This is a genomic window from Streptomyces lanatus, assembly GCF_014655715.1.
Taxonomy (GTDB): Bacteria; Actinomycetota; Actinomycetes; order Streptomycetales; family Streptomycetaceae; genus Streptomyces; species Streptomyces lanatus.
The window spans coordinates 126,059-141,934 of record NZ_BNBM01000007.1 but is presented as its reverse complement, the minus strand read 5'-3'; the positions used below and the strand labels follow the sequence as shown (position 1 = coordinate 141,934).

Below are 15,876 nucleotides of genomic sequence, written 5' to 3'. Positions count from 1 at the left end.
CCGCCCGGCCGCCCCCGGCGACAGCCACCGCCCGGTCAATCCGCGCGGCTCACCCCGGCCACACGATCGCCTGCACCTCGCTGTACGCGTGCAGCGCGTACGACCCGACGTCCCGCCCCACCCCGCTCCTCTTGAACCCCCCGAACGGCGCCTCCATGTTGCGCCCCACGGTGTTGACCCCGACTCCCCCGGCCCGCAGTCGCCGCGCCACGCGGAAGGCGCGGGCGATGTCGCCGGACCAGACGTAGTCGATGAGGCCGTAGTCGGTGTCGTTGGCGAGGGCGATGCCCTCTTCCTCCTCGTCGAAGGGGATGACGCAGACGACGGGGCCGAAGATCTCCTCCCGGGCGACCGTCATGTCGTTGGCGCAGTCCGCGAGGAGGGTCGGGGCGACGTAGAAACCCCGCTCCTGCGGCGGCCGTTCGCCTCCGGCCACCACCACGGCGCCTTCCTTCCGCCCGGTCTCGACGTACGACTCCACCCGGTCCCGGTGCGCGGCCGAGATCACCGGCCCGACGACCGTCGACGGCTCGCGCGGATCCCCGACCGTCAACCGCCCGGCGTACGCGGCGAGTTGCTCGACGAGCCGGTCGTACACACCGCGCTGGGCCAGCACCCGCGTCGGCGCGGTACAGATCTGCCCGCTGTAGAAGGAGAACGTCGTCCCGATCCCGGCCACCACCGACCCGACGTCGGCGTCGTCGAACACGACCGCCGCGCCCTTCCCGCCCAGCTCCATCAACTGGCGCTTCATGTCCCGCCCGCACACCTCGGCGATGCGCTGCCCGACGGCGGTGGACCCGGTGAAGCTCACCATGTCGACATCGGGGGACGACACGGCCGCCTCGCCGACCTCCACGGCCCGCCCGGACACGACATTGACCACACCCGCCGGCGCCCCCGCCGCCTCCAGCGCCTCCGCCATCCGGTAGACGGAGAGCGGATCCTGCGGCGCCGGCTTCACCACCACCGTGTTGCCCATGGCGAGCGCGGGGGCGATCTTGCCCGCCGGATTGGCCCACGGGTTGTTGTACGAGGTGACGCAGGTGACGACCCCGACGGGCTGCCGCACGGCGAGCGCCCCCATCACCCCCGCCCTGCCCATCGGCCCGGCCTCGTTGATCTGGGGCGGAATCGCCCACTCGGCGGGCTCCACGCGCGCGTACCGCCGGAAACGGGCCGCCCCGACCCCGACCTGCATACCCCGGGCGGTCCCCGTGGTCGCTCCGGTCTCGGCCTGGGCGAGTTCGGCGTACGGCAGGAAGCGCTGGCCGATGATCTCCGCCGTACGGGCCAGCACCGCCGCCCGCTCCTCCGGCGCGGTACGCGACCACGCCCCGAGGGCCTCGCGGGCCGCGGCGGCGGCGTCCCGCACCTGGTCCCGCGTGGCCTCGGGGGCCCAGCCGACGGTCTCCTCGGATGCCGGGTCGACGACGGCGTAGTACCCGCCGTCCGGCTCCACCCACTCGCCCCCGACGAACAGCCGCTGCCCGGCATCACCCGTAGCACTCACCTGGTGGCCACCGTCCTGGTGTCCCGCCCCGAACGCAGCACCCGCCCCGGCACGGCCCCGCTCACCACGTCGTCGCGGATCGCCTCGACTCCGTTGACCCACACGGCCCGCACTCCGATCGCCTTGGAGTCGAGACGCGGGCTGTCACCCGGCAGGTCGTGCACCAGGGTGGCCGTACCGGCGTCGATCCGCTCCGGATCGAAGAGGACGAGATCCGCATGGAAGCCCTCCTGGATCCGGCCGCGGTCCCTGAGTCCGAACAGCCGCGCGGGATCGTCGGTCAGCATCTTCACCGCCTGCTCCAGGCTCGCCAGCCGCCGCCCCCGCAGACAGTCCCCGATGAACCTCGTCGTGTACGGCGCCCCACACATCCGGTCCAGATGCGCCCCGGCGTCCGAGCCGCCCAGCAGGACGTCCTCGTGCTGCCAGGCCTCGGCGCGCATGGCCCAGGACGCGGGGTCGTTGTCGGTGGGCATGGGCCACAGGACGGTACGGAGATCGTCGTTGGCACAGATCTCGACCATGCACTGGAAGGGTTCAAGGCCCCGCTCGCGAGCGACGTCCTCGACCACCCGCCCGCTGAGCCCGCGGTTCGCCTCGCTGTAGGTGTCGCCGATGACGTAGCGCCCGAAGTTGGTGAGCCGGCGGAAGACGCCGGCTTCCTTGGACCCGGCATGCCGCAGCAACTCCGCCTGTACGTCCGGCTCGCGCAGCTTCGCGATCCGCTCCGGCACCGGCAGCGCCAGCACCGGTCCCCATCCGGGAATCAGGTTCAGTGCGCAGAAGGTGCCGAGCGACATGTTCATCGGCGTCAGGATGGGCATGGTCAGCGCGACGACCCGCCCGCCCGCCTTGCGCGCCAGCTCACTCGCCAGCAACTGCCGGGGCACACGCTCGGGCACGGCCGAGTCGATGGTCAGCACGTTCCAGTTCAGGGGGCGCCCGGCGGCGGCACTCATCTCCGCGAACAGCTCGATCTCGGCATCGCTGAACTGATCCAGACACCCGGCGACGATCGCCTCGATCTGCGTCCCCTCGTGCTCGCCGACGGCCTTCGACAGCGCGAGCAGCTCGGCCGGCTGAGCATGCCGCGAAGCCACCGGCTTGCCGTCCCCGTCGGAGTGCGTGGACGACTGGGTGGTGGAGAAACCCCAGGCACCGGCGTCCATGGCCGCGTGGAACAGCCGTAGCATCTCGGCGAGTTGCTCGTCCGTGGGCTGCCCACCGATCGCGTCCGGCCCCATGACGTAACGCCGCAGCGCACAATGCCCCACCATGAACCCCGCGTTGACGGCGATCCGCCCCTCGAGGGCGTCCAGATACTCCCCGAACCCATGCCAACTCCACGGCGCCCCCTCCTCCAACGCCACCAGCGACATGCCCTCGACCTTGGACATCATGCGGCGCGTGTAGTCGGCGTCCTCGGGACGGGAGGGGTTGAGGGGCGCGAGCGTGAAGCCGCAGTTCCCGGCGGCGACGGTGGTGACGCCGTGGTTGAGGGAGGGGGTGGCATAGGGGTCCCAGAAGAGCTGGGCGTCGTAGTGGGTGTGGGGGTCCACGAAGCCGGGGGCAAGGACGAGGCCGTGCGCGTCCTCGACGGACCGGGATTCCTCGGTGACGGTGCCGATGACGGCGATACGGCCGTCGCGGATACCGACATCGGCGGTGAAGGCGGCCGCGCCGGTCCCATCGACGACGGACGCGCCTTTGATGACGTGATCAAGCATGGGAGCACCTCCTGGATTTGCGGTGATCCGGCCTACCTAGGGGCGCGGGGCTGTATCAATTTGCGGCTCCGCCGCGTGGGCGCGACCAGCCACAACGCACCCGCACCCCGCAACGGCGATCAAGCCCCTACCCGGAACCGGGACGTCCGATGAACAGGATCCGTATCGATCTTCGGAATCACGTGCTCCCCGATCAACCGAATCGTCCGCAACGTCTCCTCCTTCGGCACGCCCACCGGCAACCCGAAGCTCAACTGATCCGCCCCGGCCTGCTCCCACCGCTTGCACTGCGTGAGCACCTCGTCCGGATCCCCGCAGATCAGCAGCTCCTCCTCGATGAGCAGCTCCACGAACTCCGGTGTGTACGGCGGCAGGGTCTCCGGCCACACCGGGAACCCCTCGGGCCGCGGGAAGGTGTCGTGGTACCGGAACACCAGCGAGGGCAGATAGTGCAGCCCCCCGTTCACCGCGGTCTCGATCGCCTCGGCGTGCGTCGGCGCGCAGATCGCCGTGGTCGTCACCATGACGTTGTCGTTGACGAAGTCGCCGACCGGCTCGGCGTTCACGACGGCCGTCTTGTACTGCTCCAGCACCCACTCCATATCGGACACCTTCTGGATGCTGAACCCGAGAACGCCCAGCCCCTTCCGCGCGGCCATCGAGTACGACGCGGGAGAGCCGGCCGCGTACCACATCGCGGGGTGCGACTTCCCGTACGGCTTGGGCAGCACCTTGCGCGGCGGGAGCTGCCAGTGCTTGCCCTGGAAGCCCACGTACTCGTCCTGGAGCCACATCTTGGGGAACTCGGCGATGGTCTCTTCCCAGATCTCCTTGGTGTAGTTCATATCGGTCACGCCCGGTATGAACCCCAGGATCTCGTGCGACCCGGCGCCGCGTCCGCTGCCGAACTCGAAGCGCCCCTCGGAGAGATGGTCGAGCATGGCGACCTTCTCGGCGACCTTGACGGGGTGGTTGACCTGCGCGAGGGGGTTGAAGATCCCGGAGCCCAGATGGATCCGCTCGGTCGCGTGAGCGAGATACCCCAGGAAGACGTCGTTCGCGGACAGATGCGAGTACTCCTCCAGGAAGTGATGCTCGGAGGCCCAGGCGTACTTGAAGCCGGACCGGTCCGCCTCGATGACGTACTCGGTCTCCTCCATCAGCGCCTTGTGCTCGGCGAGCGGGTCGGTCTCGGCGCGCTTGCCCACGTATCCCTGTACAAAGAGCCCGAATTCCAAGGAGGTTCACCGTCCCCGGTCACGAAGATTTCTGACGCACCGTCAGTTTCGATGACTGTGGCACCACCGGCAGGGAGGGTCAATACCTGATGGGCAGTCAGATGGCATGGACGGTCAGATGACGCTGACGCCCGCCAGCCAGCCCCCGTCGATCACGAACGGCTGCCCGGTGATGTACGAGGAGTCGTCCGAGGTCAGGAACAGCGCGAGCCGCGCCACCTCCGCCGGCTTCCCGATCCGCCCGAGCGGCACGAGCTTGCGGTAGAGCCCGTCGAGCGCCCGCGAGGTCTCCTCGGAATCGGCCTCCGGATCCAGTAGCGAGGGGTTGGACATCGCGGTGTCGATGGCGCCGGGGCACATGGCGTTGACCCGTATGCCGCGGGGCGCCAGCTCCAGGGCCGCGACCCGGGTGAGGCCGAGGATGGCGTGCTTGGTGGCGGAGTACGTGCCCACGGCCGCCATGCCCGTCACGGCCGTGTAGGAGGCGGTGTTGACGATCGTGCCGCCGTCCTCCATCTCCGGGGCCACGGTCTTGATCCCGAGGAAACAGCCGACCTGATTGACCCGCACGACCTGCATGAACTCATCGAGAGGCGTGTCGACGAGGGAGTTGAAGCGCAGGATGCCGGCGTTGTTGACCAGCCCGTCGATACGGCCGTAGGCGTCACGGGCGGCGGCGATCGCAGCCCGCCACGCATCCTCCTCGCCGACGTCGAGATGGACGTAGAGAGCGCCCAACTCCTCGGCGAGCGCGGCGCCCTGCTCATCCAGCACATCGGCTACGACGACCCGCGCCCCCTCGGCCACGAACAGCCGTGCCTCCTGCTCCCCTTGCCCCCGCGCCGCCCCGGTGACGATGACGACCCGTCCGTCGAGCTTGCCCATAGCGGCCCCTTCCAGGCGCTGCACACGGTGGACTTCGCATCGTAGCCGCATACCTGACGATGCGTCAGATGCAAGGGGATCGAAGAATCCCGGCCGTTGCTGAGGCGAATATCACGTGACCCACAAGTAGGGATGTTTGACCCTGTCGGCGTTCGTCAAGGGAATCCAAAATCTGCGCCATGTCCAAGCGGAGACTGAAGAGCAAGAACAAGAAGATCAGGATCGTCGCCGTCGGATCGGCACTCGCCACCGGTGGAGTGATCGTCGCGCTGCTGCCCTCGGCGGACGCGGCCGACGAGAAGACGCCCGAGCAGATCATGTCGATGTGCGAGAGGTCGTCGAAGATCAACGGAAAGCAGCGGTCGGTCAGCGACTTCGGTGGAAGCTTCGGGGACGGTTTCGCGGCCGACACTTGCGACTACTCCGAAACGAACTTCGAGACATTCGACGGCCCGACCGAGAAAGCCTCGATCGACTTCCCGAACTGCGAGCCGAACGCCACCACACCGGCGAAGGTGTCCATCACCTGGTCGGCGACCGTGGCCCAGGGCGAGGGAAAGTACACCGTCACCCAACAGGGCGGCGGCGGAGGGCTCTTCGGATTCCTGAGCGGCTCCTGGCTGAAGCACAAGGGAACGCTCGACATGACCATCGACTCGGCGACCGCCGGCGACACCGAGGAGCGGGAAGTTCCGGTCGGCAAGGTGCTCCACATGGAGTTCACGCCGAAGATCCAGCGCATGACCGGCGTCTGGAAGGTGCACTCCGACGCCCGCGAGCAGGGCACGGTCATCCCCGCATCCCCCGAGGTCAACCTCCAGGCCGAGGAGGTCGTCGAGGGCCCGGTGATGCTGCCGGGCGCGGCGGGCGCGCCGGGCGTGGTGGACGGCACGTCCAAGGCCGTACTGACCGACTGCTGACCGCCTTGCTGACCGACTGCTGACCGCCGTGCTGACCGCCCGATAGCTCACCCCCGTTCTTTCCTCAGGAGAAGTCATGACACGCACCGCCGACCGCCCGAGAAGCCACCGGAACCGGAAGAAGAAGCGCATCGCCCTCGCCCTGTCCCCGCTGCTGGCAGCCGCGGTGGCCGTGCCGTTGATGAACACGGCGGGTGCGGCCACCCCGTCCGAGGTGACGGCCGACTGCTCGGCGGACTCGGACAAGCTGGAGAACTGCCAGTTCGTGGATGTGCAGTCCAAGCGGGACAGCCTCGGCCCCAATCAACGGGTGTCCGCGGTGACCGACAACTGCGGATCGACGAGCACAGCCTCGAAGACCTTCAACGTGAGTACGTCCGTCACCCGGATCATCCAACTGGAGGACGGATTCACCGCGGCCGCCGACACGAAACTCGGCAATTCCTTCTTCGAGATCGGCCTGAAGTTCAACACGACGGAAATCAACATCACGCGTGACGACAAGACGACCACGCTCGCTTTCAGCCGGTCGGACACCGTGCAGGCGGACAGCATCGGCTTCTTCATGTGGTCCGCGAAGCGCACGGACGTGAGCGGATTCCTGCGCGCCACGTACAAGGAACCGCAGGACGGCCAGAAGGTGTTCTTCGCCCCGAGCGAGGGCGCCGCGACCGTGCACGTCTTCTATCCGCAGATCCTGAAGAACGGCACCCCCGACGGGCGTCTGTGGCTGCGCAATGTGAAATGCGGAACCCCGGAGGCCCAGGGCATCCAGAACTCCTCGAAATCCCTGCGGGCGGAACCGGGATTCGACGAGGCGGGCGGGAACGTGACGGACGTGGAGATCCCGCTGTCGGAGATACCGGCACCCTGACCGGTTCTCATATGCGAAGCACGGGCGCGGCTCCCAGCCACCTCAGGACCGCGTCCGTGCTGCCGCGCGCGTCGAGCTTGGCGTAGATGTTGCTGAGGTTGTTGCGGACGGTCTTCTCGCTCAGCCGTAATCGCAGCCCGATCTCCTGCGCCCCGAGCCCGGTCGACAGCAGCTCCATGATCTGCCGCTCGCGTGGCGAGAGCAGCCCACGCAGCCGCTCCAGTCCGGCATCGGCCGTGGACGCCTCACGCAGCGCCGCGCAGGCCGCCGGGGAGAGGTAGGTGTGCCCGATGGTGGCCCCGACGACGGCCGAGGACAGCATGCAGGTGCAGTAGTCCCCCTCGACCAGGTATCCCGCCCCGCTCCGGAACACCTCCAGCACAGTGCCGGTGTCCCGCCGCGGACTGACGACGATCACCGGCACCCCGGCCCCCGCGCATTCCCTCAGCGCCTCCGCCGGCTCGTCGCACCGCAGAACGAGAACATCCACCCCCTCCGGCACGACGTACGGCGGCCTCAGCCGCACCACCCGCTCCACGTACGGATCATCGGAAGCCGGCCACGCGGGGTGCGGCCAGGCGCCCTCGGGGCAGGCGAGGGCGACGGAGAGTCGTTCGGAGGATCGCACCACATGTGTCCTTCCACCGGAACCAGGACGTCCGTACGTCCGTACATACGCGGCCCGGCATGGACATGTTCAAATCTTCAAGAAGCTACTGTCGGGGAAGGGATGGAAGGAACATCTCCCCGTGCGTCACACGAAGCCCACGCCACCGCGTCCGGGGTCGACAGGACAGGGTCGATGTCATGCAGGGATCACAGCAGCGGCCCCACTTCCGCGCCGAACACCCCCATCTGATCGACCAGTTCACCCCTCCCCCGGTTCCTGAACCGCACCTGGATCTGATCCACCCCCATCGCGCGATACGCCCGCAGCGACTCGGCGATCACCTCCGGCGTCCCGGTCAGAGTCCGGCGACCCACATCCCACCCCGGCGTCCCGACGTACAGCGGCTCGGTGATCGCGCCGACGGTGTACGCCCCCTCGATCCCGGCCTCCTCCCGCAGCCGCCGTATCCGGGCGATCTGTTCCGGCAGCCGGTCACGCGGGTCGCCCTGGGGCAGCCAGCCGTCGCCCTTCAGCGCGGCCCTGCGTACGGCGGCCGGGGACGAGCCGCCGACCCAGAGCGGGACGTGGGACTGGGCGGGGCGGGGCAGCTGGCCGAGCCCCTCGAAGTCGTACAGCTTGCCGTGGTGTTCCGGGAACTCCTCCGGACCGAGCGCGGCGCGCAGGGCGTCGATCGTCTCGTCCAGTACGGGGCCGCGGCGCTCGAAGTCGACGCCGAGCACCTCGAACTCCTCGCGGACGTGTCCGGCACCGACGCCGAGGATCAGGCGGCCGGAGCTGAGGTGGTCGAGGGTGGCGTACTGCTTCGACGTCAGCAACGGGTGGCGTAGGCCTACGACCGCGACATGGCTGAGCAGTCGTACCCGCTGCGTCGCCGCCGCCAGGAACGCCAGCGTCGCGACCGGGTCGTACCAGACCGTGCTCATCGCCGAGGCCAGACGGCGCGGGATGGCTACGTGATCGCAGCAGGCGACGTAGTCGAAACCGGCCTGGTCGGCGGCGCGGGCGAGGGCCACGAGGTCGTCAGGGCCGGCGCTCGCCTCCCACGGCTCCGCGTAGATCGTGCTCTGGGACTGGACGGGAAGCTGGATGCCGTAGGCGAGTCGTCGCATGGCGCCCCCTTCGCTGGCGGTCCGGCATATCGATCGAGTGGCGCGGACTACATGCTCGTATCTGACGGGTCGTCAGACAAGACCCAGGGCGGTGGCGGGCCGGATTCGGGTCGGCGGCAGGCCGGATTCGAGGCGGTGACCGGTCCCTCACCCTCCGTGCGCGCCCGGCGCGTCCGGGCCCCCGGAGGCAACCGCGCCGCCTTTCCGGACATCTACCCCAGTGGACCCTCTGGCCGGTGATCGCCCCCGGAGGGTGTAAGCAGTGATGAATGGGGTGAATGTGGACGGGGATCAGCGGCCCGCCATGTCTGTCGTCGTGATCGTCTACAACGACGAGGCCAGGCTGCCCACGGCCGTGCGTTCGGTGCTGGAGCAGACCCTGCGCGGCGTCGAGGTCGTGATCGTCGACGACCACAGCACGGACGGCTCGTACGACGTGGCGCGTCGGCTCGCCGCCGAGCACCCGGGCCGGGTGCGGGCGTACCAGCTGGCCGAGAACAGCGGCGGCTGCGGCGCGCCCCGGAACCACGGCATCCGGCAGACCCGCGGTGAGTACGTCCTCTTCCTCGACAGCGACGACGTCCTTGAGCGCAACGCCTGCCGCAATTTCCTCGACGCGGCCGAGTCCACCGACGCCGATCTGGTCTCCGGCCTCACCGTGCGCGTCCACGTGGACTCGCGGCACCGCAAGGAGGTCAAGTGGTACCCGTGGCTGTACACCCGTACCCGCACCCTCGACTCCATCGCCGAGCTGCCTGACCTGCTGGTCTTCGACACTCTGTCGACCAACAAGTGCTATCGCCGGGAGTTCCTCGTCGACGGGGGCCTGGAGTTCCCCGTCGGCATCCACTACGAGGATCTCCTCTTCTCCGCGCAGGCCTACACCTCGGCCCGCCGTATCACCCTCATCCCCAACCGGGTCTACGACTGGAACGTCGTCGAGAAGGCCTCCGCCAAGTCGATCAGCAACCGTCGCGCCGAGATCGCCAACTTCGCGCATCGGATGGAGATCCACCGCCGCGTCGACGCGCTGCTCGCCGAGAAGGGCATGGCGGAGCTGAAGTTCCGCAAGGACGTCAAGTTCCTCAAGCACGACCTGGTGCTGCATCTGCGCGAGCTGCCGGCGCGGGACGCCTCCTACCGGCAGGAGTTCGCCGCCCTCGCCCTCCCCTATCTGGCCTCGCTCGACCCGGCCGCGTACGACGAGGTCGAGCCGATCCACGCGGTCTGCGCGTATCTGCTGCGGGAGAGCGACTGGGACAACCTGCTTCCGGCCGTGGACACGCTCACCAACCGTGACAAGGTCTCCGCCCCGCTCGCCGAGCGCGACGGGCGGGTCTACTGGTGTGCCGAGCACATCGACGACGATCCCTTCGCACGCCGGGTCCTCGATGTCACCGAGCTGGGCTATCACACCCGGCCGGTCGGGAAGCTGTTCCCGCGCAACGAGCTGACCGAGTACCGGCAGGAGGGCGGGGCCATAGCGCTCGCGGGGCGCGTCACCAATCCCCTCGGGGTCATCCCTTCCAGCGCCCGGCTCGCCGCCGAGCTGGAGTTCTCCGCCCGCCGCAAGGGGCTGCGCCTCCAGACCTTCCGTTTCCCGGTGGCGACGGTCCGGCACGAGGGGCCGTATGTGATCTGGGAGGCCTCGGCGGATCTCACGAAGGGCCTGCGCCCGCTCGGCATCGTGGACGCCGTGTGGGACGTACGGCTCCATCTGGATGTCGACGGGCAGCGTGCGACTACGCGGCTCACCGCCAACCGGCCCGGTCTCGCGACCGGCGAGGTGCCGGTGCGCCCGCGTCTGACCCGGCTGGTCGCCGATCGTGTCGAGCCGGAGATCTCCGCGCGCGGGCACCTCGCGTTCCGGCTGGTCCCCGGCAAGAAGGCGAACGACCTCGTCCTGCGCGGACTCCAGGGCACGCCGGGACAGCTCGCCAAGGCCGGGTATCGGAAGGCGAAGGCGCTGCGCAAGCGGGCCACCTCCGGCGAGACCAAGCTCCGCATCTATCACGATCTCTATCTGCGGATGCCCGTGCGGAAGCGGCTGGTGGTGTTCGAGAGCCATCTGGGGCGGCAGTACAGCGACAGCCCCCGGGCGATCTACGAGGAGATGCGCCGCCAGGGTCTCGACTTCGAGGCGGTGTGGTCGTACGCGGGCCGTCCGCAGGGCTTCCCCGCCGACGCCACGCTGGTGCGCCGCTGGTCGCTGCCCTACCTCAAGGCGCTGGCCCGCGCCGAGTTCTGGGTCGACAACCAGAGCTATCCGCTGAAGCTGACCAAGCGCCCCGGGACGACGTACATCCAGACCTGGCACGGTTCCGCGCTCAAGCGGATGGGCTTCGACGAGGCCGGCTGGAAGCTCAAGTCCCGCCCCGAGCAGGCGGAACAGCAGCGCACCCTGGACCGCTTCGACCACTTCCTGATCCGCTCGGAGCACGACGTCCGCACGCTCGCCAAGGCCTTCCGGCTGCGCGAGAAAACCCTGCTGCGGGTGGGCTACCCGCGCAACGACGAGCTGGTGGCGGCCCGGGGAGCGGTTCAACGCCCCGCGCTCGCCGATGAGTTGGGCATCCCGGCCGACAAGAAGGTGCTGCTGTACGCGCCCACCTTCCGGCAGCAGGGCGGGCGCCGTTTCACGCTGCCCTTCGACGTGGACCGCTTCGCGGAGGAGTTCGGCGACGAGTACGTCCTTCTCGTCCGCGCGCACTACCTCAACCATGTGGTGCTGCCGCCGTCCGTACGGGGTCGTGTCATCGACGTCTCCGACCACCACGACGGGACCCCGCTGCTCGCGCTCGCCGACGCACTGATCACGGACTACTCATCGGTGATGTTCGACTACGCCCTGCTCGACCGGCCGATGCTGTTCTTCCCGTACGACTACGAGGAGTACGTGCACGAGGGCCGCGGCACCTATTTCGACCTGCTGGAGCGCGCCCCGGGCCCGGTCGTGCGCACCGAGGACGAACTGCGCTCCGTGCTGCGGGAGCAGTCACTGGAGGAGCAGACCGTCAAGTACGCGTCGGCGCGGGAGCGGTTCGTGGCCGACTTCGGCGAGTACGACGAGGGCACGGCCGCGCAGCGCATCGTCGACGAGTTCTTCAGCGAGTGGAGGAAGGCATGACGGGGCGGGATGTCTTCCTGGTCTCCAACAGCGTGGACGAACTGGGCGGTGTGACCAGCTGGTCCCATCAGATGGCCCGGCTCCTCACCGAGCGCGGCCACCGCGTCCACGTCATCGGCATCACCACCCCCGAGGATCCGCACGACCTCGGCGAACTCCCCTACCCGACGACCCGGCTGTACGCCGGTCAGCCGCCCGCCCCCGGCCGGGCACGGGACGCGAGCATGCGCGAGAAGGCCGGCGTGCTGACGAACCTGTTCCGCGCCGCGCGCCCGGGCGGGGTCGTCATCGTGACCCAGGTGTGGGCGATGGAGTGGGTGAACCTCGCCGACACCGGCTCTCTGACCGTCATCGGGATGAGCCACGAGTCCTTCGAGACCTCGAAGCGGTCGTCTCGTTTCCGGCGGGTCCTCAAGCACTACGCCGACGTGGACCGGATGCTCGTCCTCACCCGCGAGGACGCCGACCTGTGGATAGGCGCGGGCCTCAACAACGCGTCGTATCTGCCGAACGTCGTGCCCTGGCTGCCGGACGATCCCTCGCCGCGCACCGAGAAGGCCGTCATCAGCATCGGCCGGCTCAGCGACGAGAAGGGCCTCGACATGCTCCTCGACACCTGGGCGGAGGTGGCTCCGCGCCACCCCGGCTGGGTGCTGAAGATCTACGGCTCCGGGGAGGACGAGGAGCTTCTGAGGAAGCAGTGCACCGCGCTCGGCCTTGACGACGCAGTGGAGTGGATGGGCCGTACCGGCGATGTGCAGGGCGCCCTGCGGGGCGGCTCGGTGTTCGCGCTGTCCTCCAGGGGCGAGGGCTTCCCGCTCGCGCTCATGGAGGCCATGGCCATGGGGGTGCCCTGCACCGCCTTCGACTGCGCCCCCGGCGTCCACGAGATCATCCAGGACGGCGAGGACGGCCTCCTCGCCCGGCCCGGCAACACCCGCGAACTCGCCCGCAAACTGGACCTGTTGATGTCCGACGCGGGGCTGCGGGACCGGATGGGTGACGCGGCGCGGGAGAGCATCCGCAGGTACGGGGCGGACGAGATCGCGGGGCGCTGGGAAGCGCTGTTCGGATTCCTGGAGCGGTAGGGCCCTCAGCCCACGGGGTGGTTCGCGGGGTGGTTCGCGGTCCAGCCCGCCCACGCCGACGAGATCATGTCGTCCACCCCGTAGCGCGCCTTCCAGCCCAGCTCGCCGGCAATACGGTCGGCCGAGGCGACGACCCTGGCGGGGTCGCCCGGCCGCCGGTCCACCACCTCGGGCGGCAGCGCGTGACCGGTGAGGGCGTTGATCCGGTCGATCATCTCGCGCACCGAGACGCCCTCACCACGCCCGATGTTGAGGGTGAGGTCCGTGCCCGGTGCCGCGCTCAGCCGCCGCGCGGTCGCCACATGGGCCTCCGCCAGGTCGACGACGTGGATGTAGTCGCGGACGCAGGTCCCGTCGGGGGTCGGGTAGTCGGCACCGAAGATGCGCGGCGGGGCGTTCTCCGTCAGCTTCTCGAACACCATGGGGACGAGGTTGAAGACACCGGTGTCGGCCAGTTCGGGGCTCGCCGCGCCGGCCACGTTGAAGTAGCGGAGCGAGGCCGTCGACAGCCCGGTGGCCCGGCCGGTGGCCCGGACCAGCCATTCACCGGCCAGCTTCGTCTCGCCGTACGGCGACATCGGCTCGCATGGCGTCTCCTCCGTCACCAGGTCGACATCCGGCATACCGTAGACAGCCGCCGAGGACGAGAACACGAACGACGCGACCCCGGCCTCGGTGACCGCGGCGAGCAGGGTGCGCAGGCCCTCGACGTTCTCCCGGTAGTAGTGCAGCGGCAGTGCCACGGACTCGCCGACCTGCTTCTTCGCCGCGAGGTGGACCACGCCGGTGATGCCGTGGTCCCGGATGACGCGCCCGAGCAGCTCACCGTCCAGCGTGGAGCCGACGACCAGCGGCACACCGTCGGGCACCCGCTCGGCGATCCCCGTGGACAAGTCGTCGTAGACGACGGCTCGTTCGCCCGCGTCGAGCATCGCGCGCACGACGTGCGCCCCGATGTAGCCGGCGCCACCGGTGATCAGCCAGGTCATGTACAGCCCTTCGTAGCAGCGAAAATGGGGTCAGGTATCAGCGGAAGAAGCGCTTGAGACGGCGGCGTACGACGTCCGCCACCCCGCTCAGACCGGGCGCCAGCCGCACCGCCAGCGCCCCCGAGTGGGTGGCGTACGGCTGCACCAGCAGCACGGCGTGCCGCAGGCTCGGCAGGGCGCGCCGGTTCAGCAGTCCGGCGCCGGCGGCCGCGTGGGCGGTGATCTCGCGGTGGGTGCCGTCCTTGAAGAGCAGCCGGAGTTTGAGGTCCCAGGTGCCGCGGCCGAGGGTCGCCAGGTCGAGCGGGATGGAGGCCGACCAGGTCTCGGAGTCCGGTTCGGCCGTGAGGGGCGCCGTAGCGGCGAATCCCACCCGCCCGTCGTCCCGCTCCACGAACTCGGCGTCGACGGCCTGCGGTCCCCCCTCCGCCATCCGCCCGTACATCTCGTGCAGGCGCAGCCGGAGCACCGTCCCACGCGCGCGTGGCCGCAGTTCGGCGTCGACGGCGGCGGGCAGCAGGTGCACGGGGCGGACCAGGAGGTGGTCCAGCTCGACCTGGGGCAGCTCGGCCGACCAGATCGGGGAGCCGTCGTCCGCGCGCGCGTACGGCGGGTTCAGCCGGGCCGGGCGGGCCGCGAACTCCTTGAGGCGGTCCAGGTCGCACGGTTCCTCGGAGGCGAGGACCACCCGGGCGACGATCCTGCCCGGCCCGGGTGCCGACGCGAAGTCGCCCTCGTCGAAGGAGGCGAGGTACGCGCGCGTGACGGTCCACCACTCGCGCCGGTACTCCGCGCTACGCAGATGCAGCTCGCGCGCGTACATCCGCAGTGAGTGGTCGAGGAAGCGGGCCCGCGTCGCCTGCGCCAGCCGCTTCTCCCCGGCGCCGAGCAGGACGTCGTAGGACAGCCGGTCGGCGTCGATCCGGGCGCGCCAGTTGGCGATGTTCGCGCGGTCGAGGGATATGGACAGCCGGGCCGCCGACCGGCGCACATGCCAGGTGTACACCGGTTCCGGGACCAGGGCGACGCTCGGCGCGGCGGCCAGCACGCGGGCGCTGAAGACGAAGTCCTCGTAGGGGAAGCGGCCCTCGGGGAAACGGACGCCGTGGCCGCGCAGGAAGGCGGTGCGGTAGAGCTTGTTGACACTGAGCGTGTCGCGCACCAGGCGCACCCGTCGGGTGGGGTGGGCGACGAGCATGTGCCGGGTGTACAGCTCGTGCTGCCAGGGCGTCTCCCGACCGGACGGCAGCTCCTTGCGCAGGCACAGTCCGGCCGTGACCGGCGCCTCGTGCCGTACGGCCGCTTCAAGGAGCGCGTCGACGGCGCCCGGCGGCAGCACGTCGTCGCTGTCCAGGAACATCACATAGGGCGAGGTCGCGGCGTTCAGCCCGTCGTTGCGCGGGGTGCCGCAGCCGCCGCTGTTGGTGGGGCGGCGGATCACCTTCAGGCGGGGTTCCTCGGCGGCCATGCCTTCCAGCAGCTGCGCGCTGCCGTCCGACGAGCAGTCGTCGACGGCGATCACCTCATGGACGGCCGGCCCCTGCGCGAGCGCCGAACGCACCGCGTCCGCGACATGGGCGACGTCGTCGTACCCGATGACGACGACGGTGACCTGCGCCTGCTGGAGAGCCATGACTGCCCCGACCCGTAGTGATTCGTACCTGATGTCAGGTACGAGACCCTTCGCACCTCGAAGGGGAGGATGGTGCCTACGGGGTCGGGGTTCCGTTCAGCCATGTTTGATTGCGGTTCGATTACCGTGGGCGGATCCGGTACGT

At 69.5% G+C, this 15,876-nt stretch carries 12 protein-coding genes; 4 read left to right on the top strand and 8 right to left on the bottom strand.

What is annotated here, in order from left to right; all coding sequences use genetic code 11:
• Positions 1-49 precede the first annotated feature (49 nt).
• The 4 genes from IE325_RS20280 to IE325_RS20265 form a co-directional block, all read right to left on the bottom strand.
• Positions 50-1,513, bottom strand: coding sequence for an aldehyde dehydrogenase family protein (locus IE325_RS20280; RefSeq protein WP_229911898.1), 1,464 nt, complete (start codon positions 1,511-1,513; stop codon positions 50-52).
• Positions 1,510-3,240 (bottom strand): N-acyl-D-amino-acid deacylase family protein, encoded by a 1,731-nt coding sequence (locus tag IE325_RS20275; protein WP_190071373.1) that lies wholly within the window; start codon positions 3,238-3,240, stop codon positions 1,510-1,512. Before IE325_RS20275 ends, IE325_RS20280 begins: the two co-directional genes overlap by 4 nt.
• A gap of 119 nt (positions 3,241-3,359) precedes the next feature.
• Positions 3,360-4,478, bottom strand: a complete 1,119-nt coding sequence (locus IE325_RS20270) for an LLM class flavin-dependent oxidoreductase (RefSeq protein WP_190071372.1) — start codon at positions 4,476-4,478, stop codon at positions 3,360-3,362.
• A 114-nt stretch (positions 4,479-4,592) separates the two neighbouring features.
• Positions 4,593-5,363, bottom strand: coding sequence for an SDR family NAD(P)-dependent oxidoreductase (locus tag IE325_RS20265; RefSeq protein WP_190071371.1), 771 nt, complete (start codon positions 5,361-5,363; stop codon positions 4,593-4,595).
• Positions 5,364-5,542: 179 nt separating this feature from the next.
• Between IE325_RS20265 and IE325_RS20260 the strand changes: the two genes are divergently transcribed.
• Complete coding sequence (locus IE325_RS20260) at positions 5,543-6,283, top strand: hypothetical protein (protein ID WP_190071370.1); 741 nt, start codon at positions 5,543-5,545, stop codon at positions 6,281-6,283.
• A gap of 76 nt (positions 6,284-6,359) precedes the next feature.
• Entirely contained in the window at positions 6,360-7,157 is a 798-nt protein-coding gene (locus tag IE325_RS20255) for a hypothetical protein (RefSeq protein ID WP_190071369.1), read from the top strand.
• Between the two features lie 7 nt (positions 7,158-7,164).
• On the opposite strand, the gene IE325_RS20250 is transcribed toward IE325_RS20255, so the two are convergent.
• Positions 7,165-7,785, bottom strand: coding sequence for a response regulator transcription factor (locus tag IE325_RS20250; protein WP_190071368.1), 621 nt, complete (start codon positions 7,783-7,785; stop codon positions 7,165-7,167).
• 188 nt (positions 7,786-7,973) lie between these two features.
• Entirely contained in the window at positions 7,974-8,897 is a 924-nt protein-coding gene (locus IE325_RS20245) for a TIGR03619 family F420-dependent LLM class oxidoreductase (protein WP_190071367.1), read from the bottom strand.
• A gap of 304 nt (positions 8,898-9,201) precedes the next feature.
• Here IE325_RS20245 and IE325_RS20240 point away from each other — a divergent pair, with 304 nt between their 5' ends.
• Together IE325_RS20240 and IE325_RS20235 are read left to right on the top strand one after the other, a co-directional pair.
• Entirely contained in the window at positions 9,202-12,024 is a 2,823-nt protein-coding gene (locus tag IE325_RS20240) for a bifunctional glycosyltransferase/CDP-glycerol:glycerophosphate glycerophosphotransferase (protein WP_229911896.1), read from the top strand.
• Positions 12,021-13,112 carry a glycosyltransferase gene (locus tag IE325_RS20235; RefSeq protein ID WP_190071365.1) on the top strand — a complete coding sequence of 364 codons (1,092 nt, stop codon included), beginning with the start codon at positions 12,021-12,023 and terminating at the stop codon, positions 13,110-13,112. Before IE325_RS20240 ends, IE325_RS20235 begins: the two co-directional genes overlap by 4 nt.
• Before the next feature lie 5 nt (positions 13,113-13,117).
• Here the strand turns inward: IE325_RS20235 and galE are convergent, their stop codons facing one another.
• Both galE and IE325_RS20225 read right to left on the bottom strand, forming a co-directional pair.
• Positions 13,118-14,101, bottom strand: coding sequence for a UDP-glucose 4-epimerase GalE (galE, locus tag IE325_RS20230; protein WP_190071364.1), 984 nt, complete (start codon positions 14,099-14,101; stop codon positions 13,118-13,120).
• Positions 14,102-14,138: 37 nt separating this feature from the next.
• Positions 14,139-15,731 (bottom strand): glycosyltransferase family 2 protein, encoded by a 1,593-nt coding sequence (locus IE325_RS20225; protein ID WP_190071363.1) that lies wholly within the window; start codon positions 15,729-15,731, stop codon positions 14,139-14,141.
• Between the last annotated feature and the right edge of the window lie 145 nt (positions 15,732-15,876).

What these genes read in the sequence shown, in the direction of transcription:
- IE325_RS20235 (WP_190071365.1), top strand. Translation starts at nt 12,021, where the DNA reads ATGACGGGGCGGGATGTCTTCCTGGTCTCCAACAGCGTGGACGAACTG.
- IE325_RS20240 (WP_229911896.1), top strand. Translation starts at nt 9,202, where the DNA reads ATGTCTGTCGTCGTGATCGTCTACAACGACGAGGCCAGGCTGCCCACG.
- IE325_RS20260 (WP_190071370.1), top strand. Translation starts at nt 5,543, where the DNA reads ATGTCCAAGCGGAGACTGAAGAGCAAGAACAAGAAGATCAGGATCGTC.
- galE (WP_190071364.1), bottom strand. Translation starts at nt 14,101, where the DNA reads ATGACCTGGCTGATCACCGGTGGCGCCGGCTACATCGGGGCGCACGTC.
- IE325_RS20225 (WP_190071363.1), bottom strand. Translation starts at nt 15,731, where the DNA reads ATGGCTCTCCAGCAGGCGCAGGTCACCGTCGTCGTCATCGGGTACGAC.
- IE325_RS20255 (WP_190071369.1), top strand. Translation starts at nt 6,360, where the DNA reads ATGACACGCACCGCCGACCGCCCGAGAAGCCACCGGAACCGGAAGAAG.
- IE325_RS20275 (WP_190071373.1), bottom strand. Translation starts at nt 3,240, where the DNA reads ATGCTTGATCACGTCATCAAAGGCGCGTCCGTCGTCGATGGGACCGGC.
- IE325_RS20245 (WP_190071367.1), bottom strand. Translation starts at nt 8,897, where the DNA reads ATGCGACGACTCGCCTACGGCATCCAGCTTCCCGTCCAGTCCCAGAGC.
- IE325_RS20265 (WP_190071371.1), bottom strand. Translation starts at nt 5,363, where the DNA reads ATGGGCAAGCTCGACGGACGGGTCGTCATCGTCACCGGGGCGGCGCGG.